The organism is Dietzia maris, from assembly GCF_036287335.1.
Classification (GTDB): Bacteria; Actinomycetota; Actinomycetes; order Mycobacteriales; family Mycobacteriaceae; genus Dietzia; species Dietzia cinnamea.
Window position 1 is genome coordinate 1,945,704 of sequence record NZ_CP143053.1, and the last position, 12,538, is coordinate 1,958,241.

At 72.5% G+C, this 12,538-nt stretch carries 14 protein-coding genes; all 14 read right to left on the reverse strand.

The window, feature by feature from the left end; all coding sequences use genetic code 11:
* Positions 1 to 58 precede the first annotated feature (58 nt).
* The 14 genes from dprA to VYL96_RS09025 all read right to left on the reverse strand — a co-directional run bounded on the left by dprA (position 59) and on the right by VYL96_RS09025 (position 12,537).
* Positions 59 to 1,264, reverse strand: a complete 1,206-nt coding sequence (gene dprA, locus VYL96_RS08960; protein WP_007632857.1) for a DNA-processing protein DprA — start codon at positions 1,262 to 1,264, stop codon at positions 59 to 61.
* Positions 1,264 to 2,781 carry a YifB family Mg chelatase-like AAA ATPase gene (locus VYL96_RS08965; protein WP_061227757.1) on the reverse strand — a complete coding sequence of 506 codons (1,518 nt, stop codon included), beginning with the start codon at positions 2,779 to 2,781 and terminating at the stop codon, positions 1,264 to 1,266. The genes dprA and VYL96_RS08965 overlap by 1 nt, the downstream gene beginning before the upstream one ends.
* Before the next feature lie 2 nt (positions 2,782 to 2,783).
* Positions 2,784 to 3,179: a YraN family protein gene (locus VYL96_RS08970; RefSeq protein WP_061227758.1), complete on the reverse strand. Its 396-nt coding sequence runs from the start codon at positions 3,177 to 3,179 to the stop codon at positions 2,784 to 2,786.
* A gap of 141 nt (positions 3,180 to 3,320) precedes the next feature.
* A complete protein-coding gene (locus tag VYL96_RS08975) occupies positions 3,321 to 3,626 on the reverse strand; it encodes a DUF2469 domain-containing protein (RefSeq protein ID WP_007632861.1) in 306 nt (101 codons plus the stop codon).
* Positions 3,623 to 4,291: a ribonuclease HII gene (locus VYL96_RS08980; protein ID WP_187701610.1), complete on the reverse strand. Its 669-nt coding sequence runs from the start codon at positions 4,289 to 4,291 to the stop codon at positions 3,623 to 3,625. Before VYL96_RS08980 ends, VYL96_RS08975 begins: the two co-directional genes overlap by 4 nt.
* A gap of 35 nt (positions 4,292 to 4,326) precedes the next feature.
* Complete coding sequence (gene lepB / locus VYL96_RS08985) at positions 4,327 to 5,091, reverse strand: signal peptidase I (protein WP_007632868.1); 765 nt, start codon at positions 5,089 to 5,091, stop codon at positions 4,327 to 4,329.
* Positions 5,092 to 5,153: 62 nt separating this feature from the next.
* Positions 5,154 to 5,495 (reverse strand): 50S ribosomal protein L19, encoded by a 342-nt coding sequence (gene rplS / locus VYL96_RS08990; protein WP_007632870.1) that lies wholly within the window; start codon positions 5,493 to 5,495, stop codon positions 5,154 to 5,156.
* A 161-nt stretch (positions 5,496 to 5,656) separates the two neighbouring features.
* Positions 5,657 to 6,448, reverse strand: a complete 792-nt coding sequence (trmD, locus tag VYL96_RS08995; protein ID WP_061227805.1) for a tRNA (guanosine(37)-N1)-methyltransferase TrmD — start codon at positions 6,446 to 6,448, stop codon at positions 5,657 to 5,659.
* A gap of 35 nt (positions 6,449 to 6,483) precedes the next feature.
* Positions 6,484 to 7,017, reverse strand: a complete 534-nt coding sequence (gene rimM / locus VYL96_RS09000) for a ribosome maturation factor RimM (RefSeq protein ID WP_007632877.1) — start codon at positions 7,015 to 7,017, stop codon at positions 6,484 to 6,486.
* A gap of 42 nt (positions 7,018 to 7,059) precedes the next feature.
* The gene (locus VYL96_RS09005) at positions 7,060 to 7,302 is read right to left on the reverse strand and encodes an RNA-binding protein (RefSeq protein WP_007632879.1); all 243 of its coding nucleotides are present in this window, start codon (positions 7,300 to 7,302) and stop codon (positions 7,060 to 7,062) included.
* 5 nt (positions 7,303 to 7,307) lie between these two features.
* Positions 7,308 to 7,805, reverse strand: a complete 498-nt coding sequence (gene rpsP / locus VYL96_RS09010; RefSeq protein ID WP_061227760.1) for a 30S ribosomal protein S16 — start codon at positions 7,803 to 7,805, stop codon at positions 7,308 to 7,310.
* A gap of 198 nt (positions 7,806 to 8,003) precedes the next feature.
* On the reverse strand, positions 8,004 to 9,569 hold the full coding sequence (gene ffh / locus VYL96_RS09015; RefSeq protein ID WP_061227761.1) for a signal recognition particle protein: 1,566 nt from the start codon (positions 9,567 to 9,569) through the stop codon (positions 8,004 to 8,006).
* A 64-nt stretch (positions 9,570 to 9,633) separates the two neighbouring features.
* A complete protein-coding gene (locus VYL96_RS09020) occupies positions 9,634 to 12,009 on the reverse strand; it encodes a [protein-PII] uridylyltransferase (protein ID WP_131885041.1) in 2,376 nt (791 codons plus the stop codon).
* 189 nt (positions 12,010 to 12,198) lie between these two features.
* Complete coding sequence (locus VYL96_RS09025) at positions 12,199 to 12,537, reverse strand: P-II family nitrogen regulator (RefSeq protein WP_061227763.1); 339 nt, start codon at positions 12,535 to 12,537, stop codon at positions 12,199 to 12,201.
* Position 12,538: the final 1 nt, after the last annotated feature.

Consider the following 12,538-nt stretch of genomic DNA (forward strand, 5'->3'; position numbering starts at 1 on the left):
GGACACCGATTGTCGCGCCCCTTCGACGGGCACGCAACCACCCGGCGCGGGGCCCGACTCAGGAGACCGGCAGGCTGAGCTGCATCCCGCCGTCGCCGGATCTGCGCCAGCCCTCCGGGCCGCGCACGGCCGCGCCCGTGGACATCAGCCGACCGAGTACGGCCCGCACCGTGGCCGCCGCGATCCCGGCCGACCTGGCGACCTCCGCGGGTGCGGCCCCTCCGGAGGTCGGGAGCGCCTCGAGGATGCGCCGCGTCACGTCGTCCAGCCCGTCCCACGACGTGGCCTCCCGGGCCGGCGGCGGCGCCGTCTCCCCCATCGCTCCGGCCAGCTCGACCACGTCCGCCGTGCGTCCGATCAGCACCGCCCCGCGGTCCCGGAGGAGGAGATGGCACCCGACCGACGCGACCGAGGTGACCGGACCCGGTACGGCCCCGACCGGCCGGTCGAGGGCCGCCGCCCACGCCGCCGTGCTCAGCGCACCGCTGCGGGCCGCCGCCTCGACCACCACCGTCGCGCCCGTCAACGCCGCGATGATGCGGTTGCGGTCGAGGAACCGGTACCGCGTCACCCCGGTTCCCGGCGGCTGCGCCGAGATGACCGCGCCTGTCTCCGCGACCTCACGGAGCAGGCCGTCGTTGCCGCGCGGGTACAGGCGGTCGACGCCCCCGGCCAGGACCGCGATCGTCGTGCCGCGCACCCCGAGCACAGCGCGGTGCGCGGCCGCGTCGATGCCGAACGCGCCTCCCGAGACCACCGTGAACCCCTCCGCCGCGGCCCCGGCGCTCAGATCCGCGGCCACCGTCCGGCCGTACGGCGTGGGCGCCCGGGTGCCCACCACCGCCACAGACCTCCCCAGCGCCGTCGCCGGGTCGGCAGGCCCCCGCCACCACAACCCGAGCGGGCGCAACGCGGTGGGCACCCCGCCCGTGCCGTCCCGGCGACGCCCGCGTGGCCGGTCGAGTGGCGCGAGCGCGTATCCCGGCCAGCCCGGGTCGCCCGGCACCACCAGGCGGGCACCCACGGTCGCGGCCGAGTCGAGAAGGGCCGCCCCGTCCACGTGCTCGCGACGGGACTCGGCCTGGGCGTTCAGCGTCTCGCCCGCCCGCCCGGCCCGGATGAGGTCCCGCGCGGCGACCGGACCGACCGAGTCGACCAGGTCCCACACCTGCGCGGTCGGTCTTTCGGTGACCGCTCCCAGATACGCGTACGCCTCGCGGACGTCCCACGGCACCGCCACGGCCTCTTGCTCGCCCACCGACATCAGTCCTCTCCTCGCAGCATCAACGCCTCGGCCACATGGGGCTCACGCGGCACGGTCGCCCCGTCCAGGTCGGCGACCGTCCACGCCAGGCGCAGGCATCGATCGACGCCCCGCGCGGACAGCACCCCGTGGGCGAGCGCGCGGTCGAGCGGCTGCACCGCGCTCCGATCGAGCCCCCACACCGAGCGCAACACGCGCCCGGGTACCTCGGCATTGGACCGGGCGCCCGCCGCGTCCGGGCACCCGGCCCACCTCTCGGCGGCTGCCGCGCGCGCCGCGGCCACCCTGGCGCGTACCGCGGCCGTGTCCTCGACCTCCCCGACCGCGAACAGATCCGATCCGATCGGCAGGGTGCGGGCCGCGATATCGATGCGGTCCCGCAATGGGCCCGTCAGCGAGCGGCCGTACCTCCGCCGCGCGTCCGGCGTGCAGGTGCACGCGTCCGGGCGCGCGCTGCCACACGGGCAGTCGTTGGCGGCCATCACCAACTGGAATCGCGCGGGATAGACCGAGATACCGTCCCGGCGGGCGATCCTCACCTCCCCGTCCTCCAGCGGGGTGCGCAGGCTGTCGAGCACACGGGCGGGGAACTCGGCGCACTCGTCGAGGAACAACACCCCACGGTGCGCGAGCGTCACCGCCCCCGGACGCGCGACGTTGTTCCCGCCCCCCACCAACGAGGCCACCGAGGCCGAGTGGTGCGGGGCGACGAACGGCGGCCGACGCAGCAGCGGATCCCTCGGGGCGAGCTTGCCCATCACCGAGTGGACGGCCGTGGCCTCGAGCGCCTCGCACTCCCCCAGATCCGGCAGGAGGCCGGGCAGTCGACGCGCCAGCATCGTCTTGCCTGTCCCCGGCGCCCCGCGGAGGAGAAGGGCGTGCCCGCCGGCGGCCGCGATCTCCACCGCCCGACGGCAGTCGTCCTGGCCGTGCACCTCGGCGAGGTCCTCGCGGGGCCGCCCGCCCACGGCACGCGCGGCCGGCGCGTCCGACACCAGCGCCCCGCCACCACGGCTCCACACCCCGAGCATCGCCAGCGAGTCCACGCCCGCGGAGTCGATTCCCCGCACCAGCCGGGCCTCCGCGAGGTTGGCGCTCGGAACGATCGCGCGGGGCAGCCCGGCGTCCCGGGCGGCGAGCACCGCGGGAAGGACCCCACGGACCGCACGGACCCGCCCGTCCAGGGCGAGCTCACCCACCAGCAGCGTGCCGTCGAAGCAGGACGCGGGCAGCTCCCCGGACGCGGTGAGGGTCCCCACCGCGAGCGCCAGGTCGAAACCGGAGCCCCGCTTGGGCAGACCCGCCGGCGACAGGGACAAGACGACCTTGCCCACTGGCCACGACAGTCCGCTGTTGATCACCGCCGCCCGAATCCGCTCCCGGGCCTGCAGCACCGCCGAATCCGGCAGCCCCACGATGCTCACCCCCGGCAGCCCGCGTCCCACGTCCGCCTCGACCTCGACGATCTGACCGCCCACCCCGTGCAGGGTCACCGCCCACGTCCGCCCGAGCGCCACGGCTACATCACGTCCTCGAACAACTCGAGCCGGGGCCGTGAGGGATCGGCCAGATCCACCCCGACCACGTCGAAGCAGACCTGACGCCAGCGACCCGGGTGCTCCGCCAGCCAGTGGGCGGCCAGCAGGCGCAGGCGCCGGCGCTTCTTCCCCGTGACGGACTCGGCCGGGCTGCCGAAACCCCTACCGGTGCGGGTCCTCACCTCGACGAATCGCAGTCTGCCCGCGGAGTCCAGGACCACCAGATCGAGTTCCCCGACCGGACACCGCCAGTTCCGGCTGATCACCACCGCACCGCGGGCCTCCAGCAGGCCCGCCGCGTGTTGCTCCCCGATCCGACCTGTCCGCACCCGCTGGTCCTCGCCGCCCCTGGCGCGTCCCACCCCGTCCCCTGTCATCGCCGTCCTCCCGGCGGCCCGGCCCGTCCGGGTCCGCCGGGGCACACCCTGCCCGACGACGACGGCCCGATCCGCTGGTCGCGGACCGGGCCGGGGGTCTCCTGTGGAGGCGGATCGGGCTGTGGAGAACCGGGCCGGTGGCTACTCCGGCAGGCGCAGTTCGGGCTTGTCGAGTTCCTCGATGTTGACGTCCTTGAACGTCAGGACGCGCACGTACTTGACGAAACGAGCAGGTCGGTACATGTCCCACACCCACGCGTCGGACATACGTACGTCGAAGTACACCTCCCCGTCGGCGGACCGCGGGATCAACTCGACGGCGTTGGCGAGGTAGAAGCGCCGCTCCGTCTCGACGACGTAGGTGAACTGACCGACGATGTCGCGGTACTCGCGATATAGCGAGAGCTCCATCTCGGTCTCGTAGTTCTCCAGATCCTCGGCGCTCATCTCGTGCTGCTCCTCGAATGCGCCTGCGCGGCGCGACGGACGTTGGCGTACGACATCCGATGGATGTCGCTGGGACCGAGCTGCTCGATCGCCCTGGCGTGACCCGTGGTGCTGTACCCCTTGTGGGCGGCGAAGCCGTAGCCCGGGTACCGCGAGTCGAGGTCCACCATAATCCGATCGCGCGTGACCTTCGCGAGGACACTCGCGGCGGCGATGGATGCGACCACCGCGTCACCCCCGATCACCGCCGTGGACTGGCACCCGAGACCGTCGACCGCGAACCCGTCCGTCAGGACGAACCCGGGTCGCGGGTCCAGGGCGGCGACCGCCCGACGCATCCCCTCGATGTTGCAGCGGTGGATCCCGCGCGCGTCGATCCGATCCGGTTCGATCACGACGACCGAGACAGCCCTCGCGCGCCGCAGGACCGCGTCGTGGAGCCGGGCGCGGGCCGCGGCGGTGAGCTTTTTGGAGTCGTCCAGGTCCGCGAGTTCCGGGTGGAGCCGGTCACCGAGCACACACGCCGCCACGACGAGCGGTCCCGCACAGGAACCGCGGCCGGCCTCGTCGACGCCCGCGACGGGACCCAGCCCCCGTCGGGTGAGCGCGGCCTCCAGCGCGAGCCGGCCGTCCCTGCGGGTCACCCGCGCCCGGGTGGGCAGCAGGCGGTGCCGTCGCGACCGGTCGGGGCGTGCCCGGGTCACCCCGCGCTGATGTCCGGCGAGGAGACCGTCCCGATCCGGTCGAACGGGAGGATGATCGCCTGCACCTTGCCGATAATGTTCTCCGCCGGCACCGTGCCCTGGTGTTCGTCTCCCATGTGGAAGCGGGAGTCCGCGGAGTTGCCGCGGTTGTCGCCCATCACCCAGTAGTTGCCCTCGGGGACCGTGACGGGACCGAACGCGCAGTTCAACGGGTTACGGGCGGGCGACGGGTCCTCGTTGAGGTAGGGCTCGTCCAGGGGTTGACCGTCGACGAGGAGCGACCCGTCCGGCGCGCATCCCCCCACCGTCTGCCCGCCCACCGCGATCACGCGCTTGACCATGTCGTTCTGGTCGGGCGGGACGATGCCGATCACTCCGCCGATGTTTTGGAGGGTGCGGATGACAGGGTTGTCCGAACGGATGGACTGGTACCCCTCGTTCCACGACTCGGGCCCTTCGAAGACGACCACGTCGCCGGGCCGGGGATCACCGAACCGGTAGCTGATCTTGTCGACGAAGATCCGGTCGCCCGTGCAGCCCGCGCAGCCGTGCAGCGTGGGTTCCATGGACTCGGACGGGATCTGGTAGACGCGACCGACGAAGGTCTGGAAGACGAACACCAGGGCCAGGGCGATCACCACCAGCAGCGGGATCTCGATGTACCAGGGCTGGCCCTTCTTCTCGACGCCACGAGCCGGGGCCCCGTGATCACGGGGCCCCGGCTCGGCGGTGTCGTGTCCGGGCGTGTCGGTGCTGCTCACCCGGATGAGCGTAGTCGATCCCGCACCGCTGACGGCGGTCGAGTCCGACGCGCTCTATGCGCTCAGCGCTTCTCCTTGATCTTCGCGGCCTTGCCGCGGAGCTCACGCAGGTAGTAGAGCTTGGCGCGGCGGACGTCGCCACGCACGAGCACGTCGATGCGGTCGATGTTGGGCGAGTGCACGGGGAACGTGCGCTCGACGCCGACGCCGAACGAGACCTTGCGGACGGTGAAGGTCTCGCGGACGCCGCCGCCCTGGCGACGGATCACGACGCCCTTGAAGACCTGGATGCGCTCCTTGGAGCCCTCGATGACCTTGACGTGCACGTCGAGCGTGTCGCCGGCACGGAACTCCGGGATGTCGTCCCGGAGGGACTTGTTGTCGATGAAGTCGAGAGTGTTCATTGTGTTCCTTGCATGTCAGGAATGAGGACAGAGGACCCTGGCGCCCGCCGTCAGGCGGGTCGACCGGTTCGTGCCCCGGATCAGCGCGACCGTCCCCGGGCGCGCGTGCGCCCGAAAGGTCAACCTCGCTAGTGTGCCATCCCCGCCGGGGGTGGCCCAAATCAACCCTCTGGCGGTTCCCAGCCCAGCTCGGCCAGGGTCTGCAGGTCGGCGGCGCTGAGCGGGGCCCCGCCCAGGAGGTCCGGGCGCCTCTCCGCGGTCCGCCGCAGCGATTCGTCGCGGCGCCAGCGTGCGATCCTCGCGTGATCGCCGCTCTTGAGGACGTCGGGCACCGGGCGGTCGCGCCATATCTCGGGGCGGGTGTAGCTCGGTCCCTCGAGGAGACCGTCGGAGAAGGAATCCTCCTCGTGACTACGCCGGTTCCCCAGCACACCGGGCAGGAGGCGTACCACGGCCTCCGCGATGACGAGGACGGCTACCTCGCCTCCGATCAGGACGTAGTCCCCGATGCTGACCTCTTCGACGTCCATGCGCTCGGAGGCCTCGTCGACCACGCGCTGATCGATGCCCTCGTAGCGGCCGCACGCGAACACGATCCGACGGCGGCGGGCGTACCTGTGGGCGTCGGACTGGGAGAAGGGCCGCCCGGCGGGGGTCGGGACGATCAGCAGGGGCCGGGAGTCCGGATCCGAGGCGGCCGGCCCGGTCGTCAGCCCGGTGTCGGTCTGGGGAACTAGGTCGTCGAGCGCGACGCCCCACACCGTCGGCCGCATCACCATCCCCGGCCCGCCGCCGAACGGGGTGTCGTCGACGGATTTGTGCACGTCGTGGGTCCAGGCGCGCAGATCGTGGACGCCGACCTCGATAATGCCCCGGTCGACGGCGCGACCGAGGAGGGCGAGCCGGAGCGGGGCGAGGTAGTCGGGGAAGACGGTGACGACGTCGAGACGCATGATCGGCCCGCGCCGCTCCTCGGCGGCGGGCCCGGTCACGACGTGCCCAGGTCGAGCAGCCCCTCCGGTGGGTCGATGACGCACGTCCCACCGGGGACGTCCACCTCGGGGACCATCTCGGTGACGAAGGGCACGAGCGCGTCGGCACCGTCGGTCAGTCGGATCCCGAGGAGCTCACCGGCGGGGGTGTGGACGATCTCGGTGACCTCGCCGAGCGGTGCGCCCGAGGTGTCGAGGACCCGGAGCCCGACGAGCTGGTGATCGTGGTACTCGTCCGGGTCCTCTGGATCGGGGAGCTCGGCGGAGTCGACCAGCAGGAGCATGCCGCGCAGCGCGTCGGCCGTGTCGCGGTCGGATACACCGGCCAGGCGCACGAGAAGCCGCCCGGAATGGCTCCGGGCGGCTTCCACTGTGACGTCACGGTCGGTGGCGCGGTCCCCCTTGCCGACGCGGCCGGTGAGCCGCGCGCCGGGGGCGAAGCGCTCCTCGGGCGAGTCGGTACGGACCTCCACCACGAGCTCGCCGCGGACGCCGTGCGATTTGACGACGCGGCCCACGACGAGCTCCATGGTGTGTCAGGTCCTCCGGTTGTCGGCGCGTACGGGGTGGGATCAGCGGTCGGTGTCGACCACGTCGACCCGGATGCCCTCTCCCCCGACGGCGGAGACGATCGTCCGGATGGCGGACGCGGTTCGACCGCCCCGCCCGATGACACGGCCGAGATCCTCGGGCGCGACCGCCACCCGGATCACGGTGCCGCGCCGACCACCACTCGACCGGACGGACACGGCGTCGGGATCCGACACGATGCCGCGGACGAGGTGGTCGACGGCGTCGACGACCATGTCGTTCATCTGTCTCAGGCCTCGGCGGTCTCGGCGTCAGCCGACGCGGCCTCACCCTCGGCGGAGTCGGTCGACGCGGCGGCCTCCTGCTCGGCCTTCTTGGCCTCTTCGGCCTTCTTCGCCTTGTCGGCCTTGCGCTTGGCGGTGATGGCCTCGGCGGACGGCTCGCCCTGGGCCTCCTCGAGCGCCTTGTTGAACAGGTCCAGCTTGGAGGGCTTGGCCTCCGGGGTGCGCAGGGTGCCCTCGGCGCCCTCGATGCCCTTGAACTTCTGCCAGTCGCCCGTGATCTTGAGCAGCTGCTCGACGGCCTCGGTCGGCTGGGCGCCCACGCCGAGCCAGTACTGGGCCCGGTCGGAGTCGATCTGGATGAAGCTCGGCTCCTCCTTCGGGCGGTAGAGGCCGATGGTCTCGATGGAGCGACCGTCGCGGCGGGTACGGGCGTCGGCGACGACGACCCGGTACTGCGGGTTGCGGATCTTGCCGAGTCGGGTGAGCTTGATCTTGACGGCCATGAGCGCGTCTCACTTCCTGTAGTGGGTCACATGGCGATTCAGCGACGCCCGCGCTGCTCGCGGGGTCCGGTTTCGCCTTCCGGGTGACCGCCGTTCGGCCCGGACCCCCGCGTGGGGACCCACCGGTGACGGCGTCCAGCGGTCCAGTCTAGACACGCCCGGCCCGCGCGCACCAATCGGTGCACACGGGCCGTCGGGTCACCTCTTGGGGAACTTGAGGTTGTCCAGATCGATGCCCTCGAGGCCGGGCGGGAGCTGGTCCAGGCCCGGCGGCATCTGGGACAGGTCCGGCATGCCCCCGGGCGGCATCCCGGGCATCCCGGGCATCCCGGGCATCATGCCGCGGTTCTTCGGCGGCGTGGGGCCGCGCCCCTTGCCCTTCCCCTTGCCCTTCTTGCCCTTGCGCTGGTTCTTTCGCCCGGCACCGGGCATCCCCATCTGGCCGGCCATCCGGCTCATCATCTTGCGCGCCTCGAAGAACCGGTCGACGAGCTGGTTGACGTCGGTGACGGTGACGCCCGAGCCGTTGGCGATGCGTTGACGCCGGGATCCGTTGATGATCTTGGGATCGGCGCGTTCCTCGGGGGTCATGCCGCGGATGATCGCCTGGATGCGGTCGAGGTGCTTCTCGTCGATGTCGCCGACGGCGGCCTTCATGTCCTTGCCGCCGGGCAGCATGCCGAGCAGGTTCCCGATGGGACCCATCTTGCGGATCATCATCATCTGGTCGAGGAAGTCCTCGAGCGTGAGCTCGCCGGAGCCGATCTTGGCGGCGGTCTTCTCGGCCTCCTTGGCGTCGAAGACCGTCTCCGCCTGCTCGATGAGCGAGAGGACGTCGCCCATGCCGAGGATCCTGCTCGACATGCGCTCCGGGTGGAAGACGTCGAAGTCCTCGAGCTTCTCGCCGTCCGAGGCGAACATGATCGGGGTGCCCGTGAGCTCGCGGACGCTCAGCGCGGCGCCGCCGCGCGCGTCGCCGTCGAGCTTGGTGAGCACGACGCCGGTGAAGCCCACGCCCTCGCGGAACGCCTCGGCGGTGACCACCGCGTCCTGACCGATCATGGCGTCCAGGACGAAGAAGGTCTCGTGCGGCTGGACGGCGTCGCGGATGCCGCGGGCCTGGGCCATCATCTCCTCGTCGATGCCGAGGCGGCCGGCGGTGTCGACGATCACGACGTCGTGCATCTTGGCGCGTGCGTGGGCCAGCCCGCGCTGCGCGACGGACACCGGCTCCTGGACGCCGATCTCCGCGCCGTCCCCGCCGACCGAGGTGCCGGGGTGTGGGGCGAAGGTCTGTACTCCGGCGCGCTCACCGACGATGCGTAGCTGGTCGACCGCGCCCGGGCGTTGGAGGTCGCACGCCACCAACAGCGGCGTGTGCCCCTGGCCCTTGAGCCAGTACGCGAGCTTTCCCGCCAGCGTGGTCTTACCCGCACCCTGGAGGCCGGCCAGCATGATCACCGTCGGTGGTTGCTTGGCGAACTCGATCCGGCGGGCCTCGCCACCGAGGATGGCGGTGAGCTCGGCGTCGACGATCTTGACGACCTGCTGGGCGGGGTTGAGCGCCTCGGAGACCTCGGCGCCCTTGGCCCGTTCCTTGACCCGGGAGATGAAGGCGCGAACGACCGGCAGTGCGACGTCGGCCTCGAGCAGCGCGAGTCGGATCTCGCGGGCCGTCGCGTCGATGTCGGCGTCGCTCAGCCGACCTTTTCCGCGCAGGTCCTTGAGCGCCCCTGTGAGACGGTCGGACAAGGATTCGAACACGGCAACAGCTCCCTGGTTCGCGTCCCGGGAGCGCGCGCGTCCCGGCGTCGTCGGCGACGACTGATCACAGGGTATCGGCACGCGCGACGACGGGCGTCGCGGGCTCGTGTCCCGGCAGCAGTGACTCGACCTGACCGGCCGTGCTGAGGACCGCACCCGGACCGGAGAGGGCGAACACGTCCTCGACCGCGGCACCCCTGGTGCGGACCACCACCCAGTCGATCCGGGCGCCCGTCTGCAGGATCGCGGAGACGATCCGGGCGAACAGCCCGGGTCGGTCCTCGGCGCGGACCTCCATCATCACGCCGTCCGCGTCGGAGCGGTGCCCGACGAGGACCGAGGATCTGGCCCGCGGGGGACCGATGGGCACGGCCTCGCCGCGGGCGAGGGCCGCGCGCAGCGATCCCGGCAGGCCGGCGTCGATCGACCGTCGCAGGTCCTGCCGGAGCACGCGGGCGTCCACCGGGTCGCCGAACCGCGTGGAGACGGTCATCCTCGCGCGCATCCCTCCGGGCGGCCGCAGGTCGATCTCCGCGTCGACGATCTCCAGTCGGTGGGCGGCGAGGACCTCCGCAGCCACCGCCAATGACCTTCCGGCACCGGGGGCCACGAGGGTGACCTCGTGTGTGGTGCCCGTGCCCGCCGCACGGAGGTCGACGACGACGTCGGGGGGACCGTGCCGTCTCGACGCCCGCACCGTCGGGGCCTCGACGGCGGCCGGGCGGGGTCCCACCTGGGCGCGGCACGCCGCGACGAGCGCCGTGTGCACGCCGGCCCGTCCCGCCGACCACACGGTCGGTCCGGTGGCGATCGAGTCGGCCTCGGTGAGCGCGGCCAACACGTCCAGCGCGACCGTGTCCCAGTCCAGGGTGTCGAGGACGAACTGGGCGGTCTCCGGGTCGGAGGGGTCGCGGCGTGCGGCGGTCCTCGCGAGGAGGAGGTGGTGTCGGACCAGTCGTTCCAGGGTCTGGGTGTCGCGCACGCTCAACCCCATCCTCTCGGCGATCGGCCGGATCATCACCGCGCCGTTCTCGCTGTGGTCGCCCACGCGGCTCTTGCCGAGGTCGTGGAGGAGCGCCGCGAGCAGCAGGAGGTCGGCCCGCGCGACCGAGGTGGTGAGCCGCGACGCCTCGACCGCCGTCTGCACGAGGTGCCTGTCGACGGTGTAGACGTGCGTGCGTTCGCGGGCGGGCAGATCCCGCACGCCGGACCACTCCGGCAGCAGGCGTTCCCACAGTCCGCAACGGTCGAGGGCCTCGTGAACGGGGATCTGCGCCTCCCCAGAGCCCAGCAGGACCAGCAGGTCGGACAGCGCCTCCGCGGGCCAGCGGCCGTCGGGGGCGGGGCTGCGCTCGGCCAGGACGCCGAGGGTGGACCCCGCCACCGGGAGGGAGAAGCGCGCGGCGGCGGCCGCCACGCGCAGGGGTAGCCAGGGCTCCTCCTCGACGCGCGCGCCACGGGCCAGCGCCACCTCGCCCGCGTGCTCGACCACGCCGTCGTCCAGCGGCCGGCGGACCGGGGACCGCCTCAGCAGCCCGGTGAGTCCCCGCGTCGACAGGGTGGCGCACGATCCGCGGATCGCCTGGTCGGCGGTGAAGGCGATCGTGCGGGAGGCGTCGCTGAGGGCACGGGCGAGGTCGAACCGGTCACCGAGTCCGAGGGCACGGCCGACCTCGTCGCCGTACTCCGCGTGTAGCACCTCGCGGGCTCGTCCGGCGACCCGGTGCAGCTCGGTGCGGGCGTCGAGCACGAGCCGGTGCGCGGCGGCCATCCCCCCGGGCACCACCGGCCGGCCGTCGCTGAGGTGCGCCAGCGCCAGGGCGGTGACGAGCTGTGCGTCGCGCAGCCCCCCGACACCGTTCTTGAGATCCGGCTCGCTGCGGTGGGCGATGACGCCGGCGCGGTGGCGCCTGGCCGCGGCCGCGGCGACGAGGTCGTCGAAGCGGGAGGCGATCTGGTCACGCCACTGGCGGCGGGCACCGTCGACGACCAGAGCACCGAGATCCGCGTCGCCGGCGATCACCCGCGCGTCGAGCAGGCTCAGGCCCACCGAGACGTCAGCCGCGGCGACGGCGAGGCACTGGTCGACCGTGCGGACGCTGTGGTCGAGGCCCACCCCGGAGTCCCATAGCGGGTACCACAGCGCGTCGGCGAGCTCGCTCACGTCGCGGTCGGTGCGGCGCTCGTGCACGAGCACCAGGTCGAGGTCGGAATGTGGCAGGACCTCCCTGCGACCGAGTCCGCCGAACGCGATGAGGGCGAATCCGGAGCCCGGGTCGACGCCGGCCTCCTCGGCGAGCCTCGCCAACTCCATCTCGTAGAGCTCGCAGAGGGCGGCCCGTAGCGCAGCGGCCGGTAGATCCTCGCGTCGCGCGGAGAGGATCCGTGCGCGTCCGGCCCGCAGTGCCGTGGCACGTTCGCCGTCAGCCGTCGCCGTCATCCCTCTCCCCTTCCCCACGTCCGTCGGATCCAGAGTCCCGCGCCCGTGTCACCCCGCCGGGGCGGGCGTGTTTCGCTTCTGTGAACGGCCCCGCACGGAGCAGGCGCGCACGAGAGCGCGCGGGCCGTCCCCGTCGGGGACGACCCGCGCGCGGAAGCGGGGTGTGCGTGGGTGAACGGGCGGGGCCGCTCAGATGGCGTCGACGCCCTCCTCGCCCGTGCGGACACGGACGATGCTCTCGACGGCGGTCACCCAGACCTTGCCGTCGCCGATCTTGCCGGTGCGGGCCGCGTCGACGATCAGCTGCACGACCGCCCCGGCGGTGTCGTCGTCGACCACCACCTCGACCCGGATCTTCGGGACGAAGTCGACGGCGTACTCGGCGCCGCGGTAGACCTCGGTGTGGCCTTTCTGGCGGCCGTAGCCCTGGACCTCGCTGATGGTCAGTCCGTGGATGCCGGCCTGCTCGAGGGCGGCCTTGACGTCGTCGAGCGTGAACGGCTTGACGATCGCGGTCACGAGCTTCATG

What these genes read in the sequence shown, in the direction of transcription:
- dprA (WP_007632857.1), bottom strand. Translation starts at nt 1,264, where the DNA reads ATGTCGGTGGGCGAGCAAGAGGCCGTGGCGGTGCCGTGGGACGTCCGC.
- VYL96_RS08970 (WP_061227758.1), bottom strand. Translation starts at nt 3,179, where the DNA reads ATGACAGGGGACGGGGTGGGACGCGCCAGGGGCGGCGAGGACCAGCGG.
- VYL96_RS08975 (WP_007632861.1), bottom strand. Translation starts at nt 3,626, where the DNA reads ATGAGCGCCGAGGATCTGGAGAACTACGAGACCGAGATGGAGCTCTCG.
- rplS (WP_007632870.1), bottom strand. Translation starts at nt 5,495, where the DNA reads ATGAACACTCTCGACTTCATCGACAACAAGTCCCTCCGGGACGACATC.
- trmD (WP_061227805.1), bottom strand. Translation starts at nt 6,448, where the DNA reads ATGCGTCTCGACGTCGTCACCGTCTTCCCCGACTACCTCGCCCCGCTC.
- rimM (WP_007632877.1), bottom strand. Translation starts at nt 7,017, where the DNA reads ATGGAGCTCGTCGTGGGCCGCGTCGTCAAATCGCACGGCGTCCGCGGC.
- VYL96_RS09005 (WP_007632879.1), bottom strand. Translation starts at nt 7,302, where the DNA reads ATGAACGACATGGTCGTCGACGCCGTCGACCACCTCGTCCGCGGCATC.
- rpsP (WP_061227760.1), bottom strand. Translation starts at nt 7,805, where the DNA reads ATGGCCGTCAAGATCAAGCTCACCCGACTCGGCAAGATCCGCAACCCG.
- VYL96_RS09020 (WP_131885041.1), bottom strand. Translation starts at nt 12,009, where the DNA reads ATGACGGCGACGGCTGACGGCGAACGTGCCACGGCACTGCGGGCCGGA.
- VYL96_RS09025 (WP_061227763.1), bottom strand. Translation starts at nt 12,537, where the DNA reads ATGAAGCTCGTGACCGCGATCGTCAAGCCGTTCACGCTCGACGACGTC.